The following is a 21,081-nucleotide window of genomic DNA, read 5'->3' as shown; positions in this document are numbered from 1 at the left end:
GGGAGAAAGGTATATGAGTATTTTAGAAAAAGTACAGCCAATTGAAACGATGTTACCAGAGCGTTATTACACAATGTCAATGGAAAATATGGAAAAGCGTGTTCGTGAAATTAAAGAAAAAATGGGGAAAACGTTATTTATTCCAGGGCATCATTATCAAAAGGATGAAGTTGTACAATTTTCTGATGCAGCAGGGGACTCACTTCAGCTTGCGCAAGTTGCAGCGAGTAATAAAGAAGCAAAATACATTGTGTTTTGTGGTGTGCACTTTATGGCAGAAACAGCAGATATGTTAACGACAGATGAACAAGTTGTCATCTTACCAGATATGCGCGCAGGTTGTTCAATGGCGGACATGGCAGATATTGAACAAACAGAAAGAGCGTGGAAAGAGCTCACGAAGTTATTTGGAGATACGATGATTCCGTTAACATATGTAAATTCTACAGCTGCAATTAAAGCGTTTTGCGGTCGTAATGGTGGAGCGACAGTAACTTCTTCAAATGCAAAACAAATGGTTTCTTGGGCGTTTACACAAAAAGAGCGTCTTGTCTTTTTACCAGACCAACATTTAGGAAGAAATACAGCGCACGATTTAGGTATTCCGTTAGATAAAATGGCGGTATGGGATCCACATACAGATTCATTAGAATACGATGGAAACATAGAAGAAATCCAAGTGATTTTATGGAAAGGACATTGTTCAGTTCATCAAAACTTTACAGTGAAAAATATTGAAAGTGTGCGGAAAAATCATCCGGATATGAATATTATTGTACATCCAGAATGTTGCTATGAAGTTGTAGCCGCTTCAGACTATGCAGGTTCAACAAAATACATTATTGATATGATTGAATCAGCTCCAGTTGGAAGTAAATGGGCAATTGGTACAGAAATGAATTTAGTGAACCGAATTATTCAGCAACATCCAGATAAAGAAATTGTTTCACTTAATCCATTTATGTGTCCGTGCTTAACGATGAATCGAATTGACCTCCCTCACTTACTATGGGTGCTTGAAATGATAGAAGGCGGAGAAGAGATTAACGTTATTAGCGTAGACAAACAAGTAACGAAAGAAGCAGTTCTCGCATTAAATCGTATGTTAGAGCGTGTTTAAAGCAACGGGAATACCGTTGCTTTTTTTCATACATATAATCATAACGAGAGCGAAATGGGCATACATTGTTTTGAAGAAATCATTGTGGTTTTTATGCCTATTCCACTTCCAACTATATTGAAAATAGAAGAAGTGATAAAAGTGAAAAGAAGTTAATGTTATTTAGAAAGGGTTACTTCATGAGATTTGTTACTTATAGATAAGTTATACAGGAGGGGGAAAATTTGAAAATTCATATCGTGCAAAAAGGGGATACCCTTTGGAAAATTGCGAAAAAGTACGGAGTGGATTTTGACACGCTGAAAAAAACAAATACACAGCTTAGTAATCCAGATTTAATCATGCCAGGTATGAAAATTAAAGTACCATCAAACGGCGTCCACGTGAAACAGCAAGCTGGAGCAGGATCAGCACCTCCAAAGCAATACGTAAAAGAAGTGCAACAAAAAGAATTTGCAGCAACACCAACGCCGCTTGGAATAGAAGATGAGGAAGAAGTTACGTATCAATCGGCACCAATTACCCAGCAGCCCGCTATGCAACAAACACAAAAAGAAGTGCAAGTAAAACCGCAAAAAGAAGTACAGATAAAACCACAAAAAGAAGTGCAAGTAAAACCACAAAAGGAAATGCAAGTGAAGCCGCAAAAAGAAGTACAGGTGAAACCACAAAAAGAAGTGCAAAAAGAACAGCCAATTCAAAAAGAAAAACCAGCTGAAAAACCGTCTGTTATTCAAAAGCCACCTGTTATAGAAAAACAAAAACCAGCGGAAAAAGAAAATACGAAGTTTTCGATAAATGTATTACCACAGCCGCCGCAACCGCCAATAAAAACGAAAAAAGAATATAAAATTTCAGATGTAATTAAAAAAGGAAGCGAGTTAATTGCTCCGCAAATTACGAAAATGAAACCTAACAACGTCATTTCTCCGCAAACGAAAAAGGATAATATAGTATCACCGCAAGTAAAAAAAGAAAATGTAGGAAACATAGTATCGCCGCAAGTAAAGAAAGAAAATGTAGGAAACATAGTATCGCCGCAAGTAAAGAAAGAAAATGTAGGAAACATAGTATCGCCGCAAGTAAAGAAAGAAAATGTAGGGAATATAGTATCGCCGCAAGTGAAAAAAGAAAATGTAGGAAACATAGTGTCGCCGCAAGTAAAGAAAGAAAATGTAGGGAATATAGTATCGCCGCAAGTGAAGAAAGAAAATGTAGGAAGCATAGTATCACCAAATGTATCGAAAGAAAATGTGGTTATCCCACAAGTCATACCGCCAAATATTCAAGTACCAAATATAATGCCAATGCTGGATAACAATCAACCACCAAATATAATGCCAATAATGGATAACGATCAACCACCAAACATAATGCCAATAATGGATAACAACCAACCACCAAATATAATGCCAATAATGGATAATAACCAAATGCCGAATATGATGCCGATTATGGATAACAATCAAATGCCGAATATGATGCCGATTATGGATAATAACCAAATGCCGAATATGATGCCGATTATGGATAACAATCAAATGCCGAATATGATGCCGATTATGGATAATAACCAAATGCCGAATATGATGCCGATTATGGATAACAATCAAATGCCGAATATGATGCCGATTATGGATAATAACCAAATGCCGAATATGATGCCGATTATGGATAACAATCAAATGCCGAATATGATGCCGATCATGGATAACAATCAAATGCCAAATATGATGCCGATCATGGATAACAATCAAATGCCAAATATGATGCCGATCATGGATAACAATCAACCACCGAATATGATGCCATATCAAATGCCGTATCAACAGCCGATGATGCCGCCGAATCCATATTATCAACAACAAAACCCATATTACAATATGCCATATCAGCAAGGGGCACCTTTTGGACCACAGTATACGTCTATGCCAAATTCAAATATGATGCCAATGGATAACAATATGCCGCCACTCATACAAGGTGAGGAAGATTGTGGATGCGGAGGAGAGAGTAGGTTATATAGTCCGCAGCCTGGGGGACCACAATACGCTAATCCTTTATATTATCAACCAACGCAGTCTGCATATGCACCACAGCCAGGGACGATGTATTATCAACCAGATCCACCAAATGTATTTGGAGAGCCAGTCGCAGAAGAAGAGGACGAAGAAGAAGTTTAAAAAAAGGTGGGATTATTCCCACCTTTTTTGTATGTAGAATTGTTTTGAAAACGGAAGATTTACATCAAGTGTTAGAAAATTCCCAGTGAAATATTAACAGTGTAAAAACCTTCTCTGTTACTCATCATAAGAGGGAGCTTTTCAGAAGAGAAGTTCATTCTAACAGAGGGGGTTTTTGTATTGAATACGAAAGTAAAAGTGATTGCTGCTTCTTTGTTAGTTACCAGTGCATTAGCTGCATGTGGTACACCAAAAGATAACAATGCGATGGATGGACGTAACTACAATTACGAGCGTACATCTTATAATGATACACATCAGTATCGTGATAATGTAGCGCGTAACGATCGTTATACAGATTATGTAACATATAGAAACGGTCGTAACGATACAGGATATAATAATTATTACCGTGATGTAAATTACAACGGGCAAATTGCTAATCCGCATCCAACTCGTAATATTACAATGAACAATTCATACATTAACAATGATGGTAAAACTGCAGAAAGAATTACAAATCGTGTGAAACGTATGAATAACGTAGACCGCGTGTCTACGGTTGTATATGGAAACGACGTAGCGATTGCAGTAAAACCACGTAACACAGCGACAAATGAAACGGCGATGGCGAACGAAATTCGTCAAGCGGTTTCAAATGAAGTTGGAAACAGAAACGTATATGTTTCTGTAAGAAATGATATGTTTACTCGTGTCGATGCAATGAGTACGCGTCTACGTAACGGTACAGTTACAAATGATTTTAATCGTGACATAGGAAATATGTTCCGAGACATTCGTTACGGTTTAACTGGTACAGTGCGATAGAAAAACAAAAGAGGAAGGGGTTGCCCTTCCTCTTTATTCATCGTTATCTTGTAAACGACGTTTTTTAATAAAATAACTAACGGAATAAGAAATTAAAAAGCATATGAAGAAAATACTACCTGTTAGAAGTGCTTCAAACAGAGGTCTTTCTGGACTGAAAATGATATAAATAATGGCTATAATAGTTCCTACAATAAGAGAGCGTAAAATAATTTTGTAATAAGGAGTTAACTTTATATCCTTTTCGCCTTCTTCTACATCGATAGAAACGCTTAACTGTAAATAACTAAGTACGATACTTGTAAGGATAAATAATAACCATAATGGAGATTTCGTAATTTGATCCATTCCTTCAGTGAATCCGATATAGCCTAAAATGCCAATTATACCAAGTGATTGAAAAAGAAAGGCAATACGTATGTTTTTTAATGTTTTCAGAATGAGACGTTCATCCTTTATTTTTTTCACAATATCCATCTCCTGTTTATTATGATTTCGCTGTTACATTAATCGTAATATATATATTATATTTATCAATTTATAATTTACATAAAGTTCGTTTGGGTGAAAGAGAAAATAAAATATTTGTTATAAAAATGTTGCACTTATACGTTATTAATGTTATATTAGCAAAGCGATGAGCTAATTTACGTAAGACGAGAGATATGCTTAAGTGCTAAACACGCGAATGTGGTCGCCTGGTCTCTCGCCGTAAACGCATCAAGACGCCTGCTTGCAGGCGTCTTTCATTTTATATAAAAACAAATGCTAATGCAGATAAGGATAAAACCTTATCTGCATTTTTTTATTTTTGAGAGAAATGTAATGTGGTTGTTTATATGGATAAAACCTCCACTTTCGGCAAAACTACTAATGAAAGTTTGATTTTGCCTAAAAGAGGTGAACGGAAATGAAATGGATACTGATTGCAGTGCAAGCTTTCGTGATGATGTTTTGTTTAGCCTATGAAACGAGTGTGAGGGCGGAAGGACCAGTACCAGAAGTAACAGAAAAAGAATCTGAAGTTACAATTTTATTAGAGCGTATGTATGTTGATGGAGAAGTAAGTGAAGAAATATTTACAGAAAAAGTAGCGGATTTAGAAAAGTTTTTACAGCAATATAAAGAATGGCAACTCGTTGATCGTGATGATGTACAAATTGTATTGCAAAAGAAAGTGGACGATATTTCTCCGTTATTGAAGACGAGCGGCTATTTTGGTGTTTCAGAGGAAGGGATATTACAAATTTTCAAGGGTGTACCAAAAAGTGATAATGCGATTCATTCTTTCTTTCAAATTGATATGAAAAAACTTGAGAGTTATGAGCGTGCGAAATTGAAACGTGGTATTCGTATAAAATCAAAAGAAAGTTTTGTGAAGACGATTGAAAAAATGAAGCAATATGCAGTGCAAAATAAGAAAAAAAGCAGCTCATGGTGAGCTGCTTTTTCTTACTTGTTTTTAGCTAAAATTTCTTTTGCGATTTCATCAATTAGCATATCTTTTCCGATTGGATTGAATGCTTTCGTATTGAAGATTTCATTCGATACTTCATATACGTGATTGTTTTTTACTGCTTTATTGTCTTTCCAAACAGCACTATTTTTATAGTCTTCGTACACTTTATCAGCCTCGCCGCCGAAGCTTACAATAAACATTTGATCAGGTTGGAATGCAACAAGCCCTTCTAATGATACTTGCGCCATCGTTTGTTTTAAATCTGTACCTTTTGTTGCTGGAAGTTTTAAGTCGTTAAAGATGATGTCACCGTATCCGAAGCTACCGTATACACGGAAGTTTTGTGGTGTAACTGCGACAAACATAAAGTTTTCATCTTTTGTTTTTTCTTTAATTTTTTTAGATAAAGAGTCTGCTTTTTTATCGTAGTCGGCAATCCATTTGTCAGCTTTCTTTTCTTCATCAAATAGTTTACCTACTTCTTTAAACTTACCGCGCCAGTCTTCTAAGTTTGTTTCTAGAACAACAGTCGGTGCAACCTTTTCTAATTGATCATAAATTTTTAATTGACGATTATTTAAAATAATTAAGTCCGGTTTTAAAGCTGTAACAGCTTCTAAATCAACTTTAGGTGCCCAGTACCAGCCAACTGCTTTTACGCCATCTAGCTTGTCTGTTAAGTGATTTTGGATTTTATCTTTATATGTATTTGCTGTACCAACAGGTTTGTGTCCAAGAAGTAATAACTCTTCTGTTGATCCAGATAAGTCAACAATTCTCTTTGGATTTACTGGAATTGTAGCTTCCCCTTTAGCGTGTTTCACAACTTTTGTTTTCGGTTGTTCTTTTGCTTTTGACGCTTCTTTTTGAGAAGAACAGCCAACGATAGAAAGAACGACTAGCATAATAGTTAATAAAATAAATAACTTACGTTTCATCCTGATGTAACCCCTTTAATTAGTATTGATAATCATTATCGACTCCTGTATATTAAGGTGCTTTATCTTTTCTGTCAATGGAAAATAACAGAAGTTTTAAACGGAGAACATTTGTTGGGGTAGTCTCGCTTTTCTATCATTAAATATGTTAAAATGGAATACATGATTTAAGAGGGAGAGATCGTATTTTGTTTGAATATGTTACAGGTTACGTGGAGTATGTAGGACCGGAATATGTCGTAATTGACCATAATGGAATTGGGTACCAAATTTTCACACCAAATCCGTATGTATTTCAAAGAAGTAAGCAAGAAATCCGTGTCTATACATATCATTATGTGAGAGAAGATATTATGGCACTTTACGGGTTTAAAACACGTGAAGAGCGTTTATTATTTACAAAATTGTTAGGTGTGTCTGGCATTGGGCCAAAAGGCGCTCTTGCGATTTTAGCTTCTGGTCAAACAGGACAGGTCGTTCAAGCGATTGAACATGAAGATGAGAAGTTTTTAGTGAAATTCCCGGGCGTCGGAAAGAAAACAGCGCGCCAAATGATTTTAGATTTAAAAGGAAAACTAGCAGATGTTGTACCAGATGCATTTGTTGATTTGTTCTCAGATGTTGAAAGTTTTGATGAGAAGAAAGGTTCCTCAGTTGAACTTGATGAAGCACTGGAAGCACTGCGTGCACTTGGTTATGCAGAACGGGAAGTTTCTCGTGTTGTACCAGAGTTATTAAAAGAATCATTAACGACGGATCAATATATTAAAAAGGCACTTAGTCTTTTACTAAATGGTAAGAGGTGAGTATAATGGACGAACGTCTCCTTTCAGGGGAATCTGGATACGAAGATGCGGATTTAGAGTATTCATTACGGCCACAGACGCTCCGTCAGTATATTGGCCAAGATAAAGCGAAACATAATTTAGAAGTGTTTATTGAAGCGGCGAAAATGCGTGAAGAAACGTTAGATCACGTACTTTTATATGGACCACCTGGACTTGGTAAAACGACGCTTGCGAATATTATTGCCAATGAAATGGGTGTTAACATTCGAACGACGTCAGGTCCCGCAATTGAAAGACCAGGAGATTTAGCAGCGGTATTAACAGCACTTCAGCCTGGAGATGTATTGTTTATTGATGAAATTCATCGTTTGCATAGATCAATTGAAGAAGTACTATATCCTGCGATGGAAGATTTTTGCCTTGATATCGTAATTGGAAAAGGACCGTCAGCACGGTCTGTACGTTTAGATTTACCTCCATTTACATTAGTTGGAGCGACAACACGTGCCGGAGCATTATCAGCGCCGCTCCGTGACCGTTTCGGTGTACTTTCAAGATTAGAGTATTATACAGTGGATCAGCTTTCTGCGATTGTTGAACGTACAGCGGAAGTATTCGAAGTGGAAATTGATTCGTTAGCCGCACTAGAAATTGCAAGACGTGCCCGTGGTACACCTCGTATTGCGAATCGTTTATTACGACGTGTACGTGACTTCGCACAAGTTCGCAGCGACGGAACAATTGCAATGGAAATTACACAAATGGCATTAGAACTACTGCAGGTAGATAAATTAGGACTCGATCATATTGATCATAAATTATTGCTCGGTATAATTGAGAAATTCCGTGGTGGCCCAGTTGGATTAGAGACAGTTTCGGCAACGATTGGAGAAGAATCTCATACAATTGAAGATGTGTATGAGCCGTATTTATTACAAATTGGCTTTTTACAACGAACGCCAAGAGGCCGAATCGTAACGCCACTTGCGTATGAACATTTCGGAATGGAGATGCCAAAAGTATGACGGAGATACCGAAATTGCTTATAACAGCAGGTATCTTACTCATTGTTGTTGGCTTAGCTTGGAAGTTCATTGGAAGGCTTCCAGGCGATATTTTTGTGAAAAAAGGTAACGTTACCTTTTATTTTCCTATCATTACATGTATTGTGTTAAGTATTGCATTATCTTTTATTATGTATATAATAAATCGATTCAAATAAGAAATAGGTGGATACAGTTATGGATATTAATCTGTTTGATTTTCATTTACCAGAAGAACTTATTGCACAAGTCCCGTTAGAGGATCGTGAAACATCAAGATTAATGGTGTTAGACCGTGAAACTGGTGATATTGAGCATAAACATTTTACGGACATTCTTTCTTACTTACATGAGGGGGATTGCTTAGTTTTAAATGAAACGAAAGTTATGCCTGCTCGCTTGCACGGTGTGAAAGAAGATACAGGCGCGCACATTGAAGTGCTTCTTTTGAAACAAGAGGAAGGCGATAAGTGGGAAACGCTTGTTAAGCCAGCGAAACGTGTAAAAGAAGGAACTGTAATTTCTTTTGGTGAAGGGAAATTAAAAGCAACTTGCACAGGGACTGCAGATCAAGGTGGGCGTCAGCTTGAATTTTCATATGACGGCATCTTCTATGAAATTTTAGATGAACTTGGGGAAATGCCACTTCCTCCATATATTAAAGAGACACTGGAAGATCGCGATCGCTATCAAACAGTATATGCGAAAGAAATCGGTTCAGCAGCAGCGCCGACAGCGGGACTTCACTTTACAGAAGAGTTACTTGAGAAGTTAAAGAAAAAAGGCGTTCAGTTAGCATTTATTACACTTCACGTAGGGCTTGGAACATTTAGACCAGTTTCTGCAGATACGATTGAAGAGCATCATATGCACGCAGAATATTACCATATGTCTGAAGAGACAGCGGCATTATTAAATCGTGTGAAAGAGAATGGTGGACGTATTATCACTGTAGGTACGACATCAACTCGTACGTTAGAAACGATTGCGACCGATCATAGTGGTAAGCTTTGCGCAGCTTCTGGTTGGACAGATATTTTTATGTACCCAGGATATAAATTTAAAGCAATTGATGGTTTAATTACAAACTTCCATTTGCCGAAATCAACATTAATTATGCTTGTAAGTGCATTTTCAAATAGAGATAATGTACTTCATGCTTATAATGAAGCAGTAAAAGAAAAATATCGTTTCTTTAGCTTCGGTGACGCAATGTTCGTTGCATCTCACGCTAAAATGAGAAACAAATAAAAGGAGTCAATTATGACAGCAATTCGTTATGAATTTATTAAAACTTGTAAACAAACGGGTGCACGTTTAGGTCGTGTACACACGCCGCACGGTTCATTTGATACACCAACATTCATGCCAGTTGGTACACTTGCAACAGTTAAGACAATGTCACCAGAAGAATTAAAAGCAATGGATTCTGGCATTATTTTAAGTAATACGTATCATTTATGGCTACGTCCAGGTCACGAAATTGTTCGTGAAGCAGGTGGTTTGCATAAATTTATGAACTGGGACCGTGCAATCTTAACGGATTCTGGTGGTTTCCAAGTATTCAGTTTAAGTGACTTCCGCCGTATTGAAGAGGAAGGCGTTCACTTCCGTAACCACTTAAATGGAGATAAATTATTCTTATCACCAGAAAAAGCGATGGAAATCCAAAATGCATTAGGTTCAGATATTATGATGGCATTTGATGAGTGTCCACCGTTCCCAGCTACTTTTGAATATATGAAGAAATCTGTAGAACGTACAAGCCGCTGGGCAGAACGTTGCTTAAAAGCGCATGAACGTCCACAAGATCAAGGTTTATTCGGTATCGTACAGGGCGGAGAGTTTGAAGAGCTTCGTCGCCAAAGTGCAAAAGACCTTGTTTCAATGGACTTCCCTGGTTATGCTATAGGTGGTTTATCTGTTGGTGAACCGAAGGATATTATGAATCGTGTGCTTGAGTTTACAACACCACTTCTTCCAGATGATAAGCCACGTTACTTAATGGGAGTAGGTTCTCCTGACTCGTTAATTGATGGGGCAATTCGCGGCGTTGATATGTTTGACTGCGTACTTCCAACTCGTATCGCTCGAAATGGTACATGTATGACAAGTGAAGGCCGTCTAGTTGTAAAAAATGCGAAATTCGCAAGAGACTTCGGTCCGCTTGATCCTAATTGTGATTGCTACACATGTAAAAATTACTCTCGTGCGTACATTCGTCACTTGATGAAATGTGATGAAACGTTCGGAATTCGTTTAACGTCTTATCACAACCTTCATTTTCTGTTAAACTTAATGGAGCAGGTGAGACAAGCTATTCGTGAAGACCGTCTTGGTGATTTCCGCGAAGAGTTCTTTGAACAGTATGGCTTTAATAAACCGAATGCTAAAAACTTCTAATACATAATTTAAAAGGAGGAACAAAAGATGAATGCAGGTATGATGAATATCGTTATGATCGTTGCGATGTTTGCGATTTTCTATTTCTTATTAATTCGCCCGCAACAAAAGCGTCAAAAAGCAGTTGCTCAAATGCAAAACGAATTAGCAAAAGGTGATGCTATCATAACAATTGGTGGCTTACACGGTACAATCGAATCAGTAGATGAAACGAAAATCGTTGTTAAATCTGGTGGTGCACACTTAACTTTCGATCGCAATGCGATTCGTGAAGTTGTGAAAAACTAATGAGGAAGGCCCTGCATGAAATGTGCAGGGCCTTTTTTTAATTATTTTGCTTTGACATATTTACACCGAAAATACCACCGAGTGTACTCGCGCCCATTAATGCCAATTGGTAAAGTAACTGTGAGTTCGATAAAGTTTGAGAGAAGCCTAAATAGTTAACTAGAAAAACGAGTATGGCGAATGTGAGTCCTGTTGTAAAACCAACTAGCCAACCTTTCCCTTGTGCTTTTTTACCAGCAATAAACCCAGACATAAGCATAGATAAAAGAGCTAGTATCAAAATAGTGACGGTTAATGTACTTTCATTCATGTTCGTAAACTTTAATAATAGAGCCATAACCATGCTAGTAATAGATGCGAGAATTAGTAGGGTAATAATACCGAAACCAATTGCAGTTGATAATTTTTTCGTTCCATCCATTTATGCATTCCCCCTTTTTAATACAAGCATATTTCTCTTTTGCTTAAGTTAGACTATTTTCTTTTCTATAGGGGAATCTATAAGTAAAAAAGGAGATGTAGAAATGGAATGGGTATCGATAATTGGCCGGACGATGCTTTTGTATATTATTATCTTAATTATTTTCCGTCTTATGGGTAAACGTGAAATTGGAGAGCTAAGTGTATTAGATTTAGTCGTATTCATTATGCTTGGTGAAATGGCTGTAGTAGCGATTGAAAATACAGATAAATCACTTTGGCATCAATTAGTTCCGATGACTTTCCTTATGTGCATACAAATCATTTTGTCGGTTATTTCTTTGAAGTTTCAACGATTTCGGCATTTAATAGAAGGGGAGCCTGCTATTCTTATAAATGCGGGAAAAATTGATGAAAAAAAGATGAGAAAACAGCGCTATAACATAGATGATTTAATGATGCAATTAAGGGAGCAAGGGGTCGGAGACGTGCGGGATGTGGAATACGCTATTTTGGAACCATCAGGGAAGTTATCCGTTTTTCAAAAACAAAAAAGTAAAAAGAGTAAAAATGATACGCCTATTTTTACTCTGCCATTAATTATTGATGGAGAAATTCAATCTAATCATTTGCAAATGATTGAACATACAGACGAATGGCTCATTGAAAAACTAAAAAACTTAGGTTATAACGATATAACACAAATTTTATACTGTAGTTTTCAAAATGGACAATTTTTTGTTGATTTGAAAGAAAACTAAAAGCTTACCATTTTAAATAGTAAGCCCGGAAAAGTCTCGCTAATGAAAGTTTTACTTTATTTCAAAAATGAAAGTTTACGAATGATAGGGAGGCGACTTAACTCCTCTTTTCGAATTAGTTTAAAGATGAAGAGGAGAACGACATAAACCATTGTTGTTAAAGTGATTTCCCATAATGTTTGTATACCAAGAGAATGAGAGAAAATAATATACTTATGAAGGTAAAAACCAAAGGCACCTGCGATACCGATGGCAAGTCCGCCGAAAATATAGTCTTTTGCGTAAATGGTAAATGTAATCTTTTTTAAAACGGTAGCGTAGTGAAGGAATGTTACTGTTACTATATTTGCTGCAATAGCGAGAGCAACCCCCATCATTTGAAATTCTGGCTTTGAAGCTAGTACAAAAATAACGATTAATTTCACGATGGCGCCAATAAATGTGTTCATCATAGCAGCGCGTGCTAAATTTAAAGCTTGCAATACAGATGTAAGTGGACTTTGAAAATAATGAAATAAAAAGCAAGGTGCAAGTAGCTGAATGAATGCTGTTGCGCTGTCTGATCCGTACATAAGAGTTAAAACAGGGGAAGCGAATACGTATAATATAACGACAGACCACCCACCAGTAATTAATGAAATTCGAAGTGCTTGTTGTAAACGGTGCTCCACTAATTTATGTTGCCTTTTTGCCATTGCTTCACTAATTGAAGGAACGAGCGCTGTAGAAAGAGCGTATGTAATGAAGGCGGGTAGTGATAGGAGCGGGAATGCATAACCGTTTAATATACCGTATTGCTGGGTTGCGACAGAAGCGGCAACTCCGGCAATCGCTAAACTTTGCATAACGACGATAGGTTCAAAAAAATAAGAAACAGAACCGATTAAACGACTTCCTGTAGTTGGAAGGGCGATATCCATAAGAGAATAAAATGTACCTTTGCTCTCCTTTACGGTAGTGAAAAATCTAGAGCGTATAGATAAGTGTTTTTCACGTTGGAATAAAGTGAGTAAGAATAATAAGGATGCAACTTCGCCGAGAACGGCTGATAACATAGCGCCGGCTGCAGCATATTCTACGCCATAAGGTAAAAATATTCGAATACATACAGCGATAATTGTAATGCGGACAACTTGTTCGATCACTTGAGCATAAGCGCTAGGTTTCATATTTTGTTTCCCTTGGAAATAACCGCGTAAAACAGAAGAAACAGCAATAACAGGAACGACAGGTAAAATGGCCATTAATGGATAGTACGTTCTTTCATCGGTTAATAATGTTTTCGCTAAAATAGGTGTGAGGAGCATAATGCCCATTGTTAAAATGATGCTAATAAAGGAAGTGACAGCTAGTGATACGGTTAATATTTTTTTTATTTTTTGTTTATCGTTCACCGCTTCCGCTTCTGCTACAAATTTTGCGATTGCGACAGGAAGACCGATTTGTGTTAATGTAATTGCTAAAATGAATGTAGGAACGGCCATCATATAAAGGCCAACGCCTTCTTCTCCTAGTATACGTGCCATTACAATCCGGTTAATAAATCCAAGAATTTTGGTAATAAAGCCGGCAATCATTAAAATAAATGCGCCTTTTAAAAAGCTTTGTCTCGTCATGGTCTTCTCCTACCTTCTCAAAATCAGTGGAATGATTTACAATAATTTATATGCACGTACGAGACAAGAATGACAAGCATTTAAGAGAGTGAAGTATGATAGTGCTCTTGAAAGTAGTTATTGCTGTCCATTAGAGCGGGAATAAAAGCGACTTTTCGTGCTGAAATTATAAGGAGATGTTACGTATGTTAGAAAAAGAAGATTTGGTAGAATCATACCGCGGACAGTTACAAGTCGTTTTAGTTAGTAAAGTAGAGGAGTTTCAAATGTTCGGTTATGACAGAGTGACAGATGATGACATTTGGAAGTTTCTTAAAGTGAAAAAGTGGAAAAAGATAGACAGTAATGTTAGGTTGTATGAATTAGTGAACGATGTATTAAGAATAACACCTAATGAATATATGACATATTTAACTGTTGAAGCATACCAAGCGCCACTTTGGTCATTTGATGAGTATGAAAATAAATAACTGACTGCAATTGGTTTGTTCTTCCTTTTGCAGTATAATGATAGGTATTGATAAAGAGGAAATAACGATGTCTAAGATTATATGTAAAGGAGGTAGTGAAGAAGAAAAATAAATAATGAAAGTGTAGGTATTGCGTAAGGTTTACCGACACAGCTAGTGATGAACTAGCAAAAAACAAATGTATTTTATAGAAAGGAAGTCTACTAACTAGGTGTATGCACACGTATAGCAGTGAATCGTAAGAGATTTATTGAAAGTGTTAGTAGCAGAAAGAGGGTACATATGGCAAAGCGTGGTACGAGAATTGCCGCCTTTTTCCTCATCGTTTTATTAATCGGTGGCGTAATTGGTGCGGCAGGAAAAGACATAGCAAAAGGAATTAGTCTAGGACTAGACCTTCGCGGTGGTTTTGAAGTTCTGTATGAAGTAAAACCAGCCAAAAAAGGCGATAAAATTGACCGAGAGGCACTTGTAAGTACAGTAGGTGCTCTTGAAAATCGTGTCAATGTTCTCGGTGTAAGTGAGCCGAACATCCAAATTGAAGGAGAAAATCGAATTCGTGTACAGCTTGCTGGTGTACAAGATCAGCAAAAAGCACGTGAAATGTTATCAACACAAGCGAAATTAACATTCCGTGATGTGGATGACAATCTTCTTATGGATGGTACGGATTTAAAAGGCGGCGGAGCGAAGCAAACATTTGATGAGCAAGGCCGTGCGAGCGTAGGTCTTACATTAAAAAGCGCTGAAAAATTCCGTGCAGTAACTGAAAAAATTTCAAAGATGCCACCACCAACGAATTTAATGGTAATATGGCTTGATTTTGAAGAAGGAAAAGATTCGTATAAAGCAGAATCTGCAAAACCGAATCCGAAGTTTTTATCAGCAGCAACAGTAAGCCAAGTGTTTAACCAAGCTGAAGTATCTATCGTAGGTGGAAACTTTACAGTTGAAAGTGCGAAAGAACTTTCATCTTTATTAAATGCAGGTGCACTTCCTGTTGATTTAAAAGAAATGTATTCAACATCTGTTGGAGCGAAATTTGGTCAACAAGCATTAGAGCAAACGATTTTCGCTAGTGCAATCGGTATTGCTATTATCTTCTTATTTATGCTTGTATTCTACCGTTTACCAGGGCTTGTAGCGGTTATTATGTTAGGTTTATACATTTTCGTTACATTACTTGTCTTTAACTGGATGCATGCGGTTCTTACGTTGCCAGGTATTGCGGCATTAGTGCTCGGGGTAGGTATCGCAGTTGATGCGAATATCATTACGTACGAGAGGTTAAAGGAAGAGCTGAAAATTGGTAAGTCAATGATGTCAGCATTTCGTGCTGGTAACCATCGTTCATTAGCGACAATTTTAGATGCGAACATTACAACAATTGCAGCAGCCGGTGTATTATTTGCTTACGGTAATAGTTCTGTAAAAGGTTTCGCAACAAGTTTAATTGTTAGTATTTTAGTCGGTTTCATTACGAACGTATTCGGTACTCGTTTCTTACTAAGTTTACTTGTAAAGAGCCGTTACTTCGATAAAAAACCATCTTATTTTGGTGTTAAGGAAAAGGATATTATTCCATTAACAAAAGGTGTAGTACATCCGCCAACGAGATTTGATCGTATTAACTTCGTAAATATCGGTCATAAATTCTTCTTATTCTCAATTGTAGTCGTAATTGCTGGGGCAATTATATTACCGATTTTCAAAATGAATCTTGGTATTGACTTTGCAAGTGGTACACGTATCGACTTGCAATCAAAACAAGCAGTTACTGTTGCTGATGTTCATAAAGATTTTAAAGAATTGAAAATCGATGTGAAGGAAGAAAATATTGTACCGACTGGAGATGACAATAAAGGTTTCGCAGTTCGTACATTAGGTGTTCTATCAAAAGATGAAATTGCGAAAACGAAAACATTCTTCCACGATAAATACGGTACAGATCCGAATGTAAGTACAGTTTCACCGACAATCGGTAAAGAGATTGCACGAAATGCATTTATTGCAGTATTGATTGCTTCTGCAGTAATCGTTTTATACGTAAGTATTCGTTTCCGTCTTACGTACGCAGTATCTGCAGTAATCGCATTATTACATGATGCCTTCGTTATGATTGTTGTATTTAGTCTTTTCCGAATAGAGGTAGACTTAACGTTTATCGCTGCGGTATTAACCATTATTGGTTACTCTATCAATGACTCAATCGTTACGTTTGATAGAAACCGTGAATTATACAAACAGAAAAAACGAGTTCGTGATTTAAAAGATTTAGAAGAAATCGTAAACTCAAGTATTCGTCAAACAATTGGTCGTTCAATTAATACTGTTTTAACAGTGTTGTTCCCAGTAATTGCACTACTTATTTTCGGTAGTGAATCACTGCGTAACTTCTCGCTTGCGTTATTAATTGGATTAGTTGTAGGTACGTACTCTTCTATTTTCGTTGCTTCTCAAATTTGGTTAATGCTTGAAAACCGTCGTTTGAAAAAGGGCAAAAACAAGAAGAAGGTTGAGAAAGAAGTATCTGAACCACAAGTATAAAAAGGTGATGCCTCATTAGGAGGCATCTCTTTTTTCGTTTGTGGATACAATAAGATAGCAACTTTTTACAGAAGAAAGATGGAAGAAAGTGGTGATGTTATCGTTGTTTTTGATACAATAAATCGGGATAACAAGATAGGTTAAGAAAAGAAGGGATTTTAATTATGGAAAAAGATGAACGTTTTAAACAGGCCGAGTTTGGTGCTATTGTCGGAATCGTTGGTAATATTATATTAGCGATTGTAAAGGCGGTAATTGGTTATATCGGGAACAGTAAAGCACTATTAGCGGATGCTGTGCATTCTGCATCAGATGTAATTGGTTCGCTAGCTGTACTTTTTGGATTGCGAGCAGCAAAGCAACCACCAGATGAAGATCACCCGTACGGTCATGGTAAAGCGGAATCGATTTCAGCGATTATTGTTGCAGTATTATTATTTATTGTGGGCATCGAGATAGCGATTTCGTCTATAAAAGCTTTTTCGCAAGAACTAGAACCACCGAAAGGAATTACGATTTTTGCTGTTATTCTTTCGATTGTCGTGAAAGAAGGAATGTTTCAATATAAATTCCGATTAGGGAAGAGGGTAAATAGTGATGCAATTATTGCAAATGCATATGAGCACCGTTCGGATGTATTTTCTTCAATTGCAGCTTTAATCGGTATTTGTGCAGCTATTATCGGTGGTAAGCTAGGTTTAGATTGGCTTGTATATGCGGATCCGGTTGCGGGGTTATTTGTTTCACTCCTTGTTGCAAAGATGGCGTGGAGTATTGGGGCGGAAGCGATTCATGCAACGCTTGATCATGTACTTCATGAGGAAGATGTTATTCCGCTTAGAGAAGCTGTCCTGCAAGTAAATGGTGTGAAAAAAATCGGTTCTTTATATGCGAGAGAACATGGTCACTATGTTATTGTCGATATTAAAGTTTCTGTAGATCCATACATTACTGTAGAAGAAGGACACCGTATTGGAAAACATGTGAAAGAAATGCTTATGAAACAAGATAATGTACAAAATGTGTTTGTACATATAAATCCGTATTCTCCAAATTAAATATCATTAACATTTTAGTATATAGATATTGCATCGTAGTTTGCATTATATTGTCACCCCTTAATCTGTCTTGTATAATAAACAGGTTAAGGGGTGATTTCGTGTTACAACCGAAGACGCGTTGGAAAGAAAAAGAATATAATGAAGAGCGAGTGAGTGAATTAGCAAAAAAGTTACAACTATCACCACTTGTCATTTCGTTATTCCTCGGTAGAGGATTAGATACAGAAGATAAGATTTTAGATTTTTTAAATACAGAAAATCAAGAATTTCACGATCCGTTTTTATTAGAAGGAATGGATAGAACGGTAGAACGTGTAAATAAGGCGATTCAAAATGGAGAGCAAATATTAATATTTGGTGATTATGATGCGGACGGAGTAAGTAGTACAACGGTTTTATATCTTGCTCTGCAAGAATTAGGTGCAGAGGTAGAATTTTATATTCCAAACCGTTTTACAGAAGGTTATGGACCGAACGAAGAAGCGTTTCGTTGGGCGCATAGTGCAGGGTTCTCACTTATTATTACTGTCGATACTGGTATCGCAGCGGTACATGAAGCGAAGGTAGCGAAGGAACTTGGAATAGATCTTATTATTACGGATCACCATGAGCCACCGCCAGAATTACCAGAAGCACTCGCGATTATTCATCCAAAACTAGATGGCGGTGTGTATCCGTTTCATTATTTAGCCGGTGTAGGTGTTGCGTTTAAAGTTGCACATGCACTATTAGGTCGTGTACCAGAACATTTATTAGAAATTGCAGTAATCGGTACGGTAGCCGATTTAGTATCACTTCATGGCGAAAATAGATTGCTAGTGAAGCGCGGTTTAAAACATATGCGAATGACGAAAAATATTGGTTTAAAGGCATTGTTTAAAGTTGCTAACGTTTCGCAAAGTGAAATTACAGAAGAAAGCATTGGATTCTCAATCGCACCGCGTATTAATGCAGTTGGGCGTTTAGAAGATGCTACGCCGGCTGTACACCTATTATTATCAGATGACCCAGAGGAAGCGAAAGAACTGGCTGAAGAAATTGATGAGCTGAACAAACTTCGAAAAGATATTGTAAAGCAAATTACAGAAGAGGCTATCGCTGAAGTGGAAAATAAATTCCCGCCAGAAGAAAATAAAGTGTTAGTGCTTGCAAAAGAAGGCTGGAATCCAGGTGTAATTGGAATTGTCGCTTCTAAATTAGTTGAACGTTTTTATCGTCCAACAATTGTATTAAGCATTGATCCTGTCAAAGAAACAGCAAAGGGTTCAGCACGTAGTATCGCGGGATTTGATTTGTTTGCAAACTTGTCGGATTGTAGAGAGTTATTACCGCACTTCGGAGGGCATCCGATGGCCGCAGGAATGACGCTACATATGAATGATGTAGATGAGTTACGTCGCCGCTTAAATGCGCAAGCGGATGCAATTTTAACAGAAGCGGATTTTATTCCAATCACAGCAGTTGATACATTTTGTAAAGTGGAAGATGTAACGCTTGCAGCAATTGAGGATATGCAAAAGTTAGCGCCATTTGGTGTTGGAAATCCGAAACCACGTCTTGCAGTGAAAAATGCTGAATTAGAAAGTATTCGTGCAATCGGATCAGATGGTTCACATTTGAAAATGGCACTTCGTGACGGACAGGCAACACTGGATACAATTGGATTCGGATTTGGTGCGTATGCAAAAGAAATTTCTCCAGTTGCTAAGGTATCTGTAATAGGAGAGGCATCCATTAATGAATGGAATAATTTTAAGAAGCCACAATTAATGGTACAAGATATTGCTGTAGAGGCATGGCAATTATTTGATTGGCGTAGTATGCGTAATGTGGAAGCAAATTTAGCAGAACTTCCGAAAGAAAAAATAACAATGGTGTATTTTTCTGAAGAGGTATTGAATAAGTTTTCTTTAGAAGACTATAAAGAACATCTTGTGCATGCATCAGAGGTAACTCATTTAGATGATCAATACATCGTGTTACTCGATTTGCCAAAAGGAACAGATGAATTGCGTGATTTATTTAAAGTAGGATTCCCATCTAGAATCTATACGTTATTTTATCAAGAGAACAATCATCTATTTAGTACAGTCCCAACGAGGGAACATTTTAAATGGTACTATTCTTTCTTAAACCAAAAATCACCATTTTCTTTAAGACAATATGGGGAACAACTATGTCGCCATAAAGGTTGGTCAAAAGATACAGTAAATTTCATGACACAGGTGTTTTTTGAGTTAGAATTTGTTACAATAAAAGACGGTGTCATTTTTATGGCCGAACAAAAACAAAAGCGTGATTTAATTGAATCGAACACATATCGTGAGAAAATGAACCACTTACAATTAGAAAAAGAATTGGTTTATAGCACATATCAGCAACTATATACATGGTTTGAAACGATTCGTAATCATAAATAAGTAGAACAGTTAGGGTAAAGGATTTGTATTTACAAACCTTTTATATCTGAGGAGGATTCAGAAATATGGATTTCAAGCAACATATCGCAATTGTACCGGATTATCCGAAAGAAGGTATTGTGTTTAAAGACATTACACCTTTAATGAACGACGGTAAAGCATACAAAGCAGCAACAGATGCAATCGTTGAGTATGCAAAAGAAAGAGATATCGATGTTGTAGTAGGACCAGAAGCTCGTGGTTTTATTATCGGTTGCCCAGTTTCTTATGCATTAGAAGTAGGATTTGCGCCAGTTCGTAAATTAGGAAAATTACCACGTGAAGTAATTACAGTTGACTACGGCAAAGAATATGGTACAGATGTTTTAACAATCCATAAAGATGCAATTAAACCAGGTCAACGCGTATTAATTACTGATGATCTATTAGCTACAGGTGGAACAATTGAAGCAACAATTAAGCTAGTTGAAGAACTTGGCGGAGTTGTAGCAGGGATTGCATTCTTAGTAGAGCTTACTTACTTAGATGGTCGTAAAATGTTAGATGGTTACGATGTATTAGTATTAGAAAAATACTAATCACTATATAGGTAAAACTACGGTGATAAAAAGTACCCGTGAATCTCTTGGAGAGGAGCGGGTACTTTTGTATAATTGAGCAAAAAAATAAGGTGAAATGTCAGTAAAATCTTTTCCTTTTCACAATTCACAATCATTGGGTTATAATGATAGAATAT

19 protein-coding genes and 1 pseudogene are annotated in these 21,081 nt (G+C 37.0%); 16 read left to right on the top strand and 4 right to left on the bottom strand.

Annotated features, from left to right (window positions below; all coding sequences use genetic code 11):
* Positions 1-13: 13 nt before the first annotated feature.
* From nadA to ACUN26_RS18755, 3 genes and pseudogenes are all read left to right on the top strand, one after another.
* Positions 14-1,120, top strand: a complete 1,107-nt coding sequence (gene nadA / locus ACUN26_RS18765) for a quinolinate synthase NadA (protein ID WP_000025286.1) — start codon at positions 14-16, stop codon at positions 1,118-1,120.
* A 224-nt stretch (positions 1,121-1,344) separates the two neighbouring features.
* Positions 1,345-1,507: pseudogene (gene safA / locus ACUN26_RS18760) on the top strand (SafA/ExsA family spore coat assembly protein); the annotation flags it as partial.
* A gap of 1,976 nt (positions 1,508-3,483) precedes the next feature.
* A complete protein-coding gene (locus ACUN26_RS18755) occupies positions 3,484-4,131 on the top strand; it encodes a YhcN/YlaJ family sporulation lipoprotein (RefSeq protein ID WP_001093525.1) in 648 nt (215 codons plus the stop codon).
* Between the two features lie 33 nt (positions 4,132-4,164).
* On the opposite strand, the gene ACUN26_RS18750 is transcribed toward ACUN26_RS18755, so the two are convergent.
* Positions 4,165-4,608: a hypothetical protein gene (locus ACUN26_RS18750; protein ID WP_002039655.1), complete on the bottom strand. Its 444-nt coding sequence runs from the start codon at positions 4,606-4,608 to the stop codon at positions 4,165-4,167.
* A gap of 433 nt (positions 4,609-5,041) precedes the next feature.
* Between ACUN26_RS18750 and ACUN26_RS18745 the strand changes: the two genes are divergently transcribed.
* Positions 5,042-5,572: a BofC C-terminal domain-containing protein gene (locus tag ACUN26_RS18745; protein WP_000871206.1), complete on the top strand. Its 531-nt coding sequence runs from the start codon at positions 5,042-5,044 to the stop codon at positions 5,570-5,572.
* Positions 5,573-5,583: 11 nt separating this feature from the next.
* Here ACUN26_RS18745 and ACUN26_RS18740 read toward each other — a convergent pair whose 3' ends face one another.
* Complete coding sequence (locus tag ACUN26_RS18740) at positions 5,584-6,528, bottom strand: iron-hydroxamate ABC transporter substrate-binding protein (RefSeq protein WP_000823618.1); 945 nt, start codon at positions 6,526-6,528, stop codon at positions 5,584-5,586.
* 188 nt (positions 6,529-6,716) lie between these two features.
* Here ACUN26_RS18740 and ruvA point away from each other — a divergent pair, with 188 nt between their 5' ends.
* Genes ruvA through yajC form a run of 6 tightly spaced genes read left to right on the top strand, consistent with a single transcriptional unit; the run spans position 6,717 to position 11,050 of the window.
* The gene (gene ruvA, locus ACUN26_RS18735) at positions 6,717-7,334 is read left to right on the top strand and encodes a Holliday junction DNA helicase RuvA (RefSeq protein WP_000464514.1); all 618 of its coding nucleotides are present in this window, start codon (positions 6,717-6,719) and stop codon (positions 7,332-7,334) included.
* Positions 7,335-7,339: 5 nt separating this feature from the next.
* Entirely contained in the window at positions 7,340-8,341 is a 1,002-nt protein-coding gene (gene ruvB / locus ACUN26_RS18730; protein WP_000344470.1) for a Holliday junction branch migration DNA helicase RuvB, read from the top strand.
* A complete protein-coding gene (locus ACUN26_RS18725) occupies positions 8,338-8,538 on the top strand; it encodes a DUF2905 domain-containing protein (RefSeq protein WP_000136158.1) in 201 nt (66 codons plus the stop codon). Before ruvB ends, ACUN26_RS18725 begins: the two co-directional genes overlap by 4 nt.
* Positions 8,539-8,557: 19 nt before the next feature.
* Positions 8,558-9,610 (top strand): tRNA preQ1(34) S-adenosylmethionine ribosyltransferase-isomerase QueA, encoded by a 1,053-nt coding sequence (gene queA, locus ACUN26_RS18720; protein WP_000354013.1) that lies wholly within the window; start codon positions 8,558-8,560, stop codon positions 9,608-9,610.
* Between the two features lie 12 nt (positions 9,611-9,622).
* Positions 9,623-10,762 carry a tRNA guanosine(34) transglycosylase Tgt gene (gene tgt / locus ACUN26_RS18715; RefSeq protein WP_000125368.1) on the top strand — a complete coding sequence of 380 codons (1,140 nt, stop codon included), beginning with the start codon at positions 9,623-9,625 and terminating at the stop codon, positions 10,760-10,762.
* A gap of 27 nt (positions 10,763-10,789) precedes the next feature.
* Positions 10,790-11,050 (top strand): preprotein translocase subunit YajC, encoded by a 261-nt coding sequence (yajC, locus tag ACUN26_RS18710; protein ID WP_000991114.1) that lies wholly within the window; start codon positions 10,790-10,792, stop codon positions 11,048-11,050.
* A 37-nt stretch (positions 11,051-11,087) separates the two neighbouring features.
* Here the strand turns inward: yajC and ACUN26_RS18705 are convergent, their stop codons facing one another.
* Positions 11,088-11,471: a TIGR04086 family membrane protein gene (locus ACUN26_RS18705; protein WP_000349137.1), complete on the bottom strand. Its 384-nt coding sequence runs from the start codon at positions 11,469-11,471 to the stop codon at positions 11,088-11,090.
* Between the two features lie 103 nt (positions 11,472-11,574).
* Between ACUN26_RS18705 and ACUN26_RS18700 the strand changes: the two genes are divergently transcribed.
* Entirely contained in the window at positions 11,575-12,231 is a 657-nt protein-coding gene (locus tag ACUN26_RS18700) for a DUF421 domain-containing protein (RefSeq protein WP_000455378.1), read from the top strand.
* Between the two features lie 56 nt (positions 12,232-12,287).
* Here ACUN26_RS18700 and spoVB read toward each other — a convergent pair whose 3' ends face one another.
* Positions 12,288-13,847 carry a stage V sporulation protein B gene (gene spoVB / locus ACUN26_RS18695; protein ID WP_000198279.1) on the bottom strand — a complete coding sequence of 520 codons (1,560 nt, stop codon included), beginning with the start codon at positions 13,845-13,847 and terminating at the stop codon, positions 12,288-12,290.
* A 185-nt stretch (positions 13,848-14,032) separates the two neighbouring features.
* On the opposite strand from spoVB, the gene ACUN26_RS18690 reads away from it, so the two are divergent.
* The 5 genes from ACUN26_RS18690 (at position 14,033) to ACUN26_RS18670 (ending at position 20,923) form a co-directional block, all read left to right on the top strand.
* Complete coding sequence (locus ACUN26_RS18690) at positions 14,033-14,317, top strand: post-transcriptional regulator (protein ID WP_000890217.1); 285 nt, start codon at positions 14,033-14,035, stop codon at positions 14,315-14,317.
* 282 nt (positions 14,318-14,599) lie between these two features.
* On the top strand, positions 14,600-16,864 hold the full coding sequence (gene secDF, locus ACUN26_RS18685) for a protein translocase subunit SecDF (protein ID WP_001119095.1): 2,265 nt from the start codon (positions 14,600-14,602) through the stop codon (positions 16,862-16,864).
* A gap of 164 nt (positions 16,865-17,028) precedes the next feature.
* Positions 17,029-17,922: a cation diffusion facilitator family transporter gene (locus ACUN26_RS18680; protein ID WP_000409731.1), complete on the top strand. Its 894-nt coding sequence runs from the start codon at positions 17,029-17,031 to the stop codon at positions 17,920-17,922.
* Positions 17,923-18,023: 101 nt separating this feature from the next.
* Entirely contained in the window at positions 18,024-20,345 is a 2,322-nt protein-coding gene (gene recJ, locus ACUN26_RS18675; RefSeq protein WP_000941246.1) for a single-stranded-DNA-specific exonuclease RecJ, read from the top strand.
* Positions 20,346-20,410: 65 nt separating this feature from the next.
* Positions 20,411-20,923, top strand: a complete 513-nt coding sequence (locus tag ACUN26_RS18670) for an adenine phosphoribosyltransferase (protein WP_000346217.1) — start codon at positions 20,411-20,413, stop codon at positions 20,921-20,923.
* Positions 20,924-21,081 lie beyond the last annotated feature (158 nt).

This window comes from Bacillus sp. WC2503, assembly GCF_052682895.1.
Note: the sequence above shows the minus strand (reverse complement) of the source record. Positions and strands in the feature narration are given on the sequence as shown.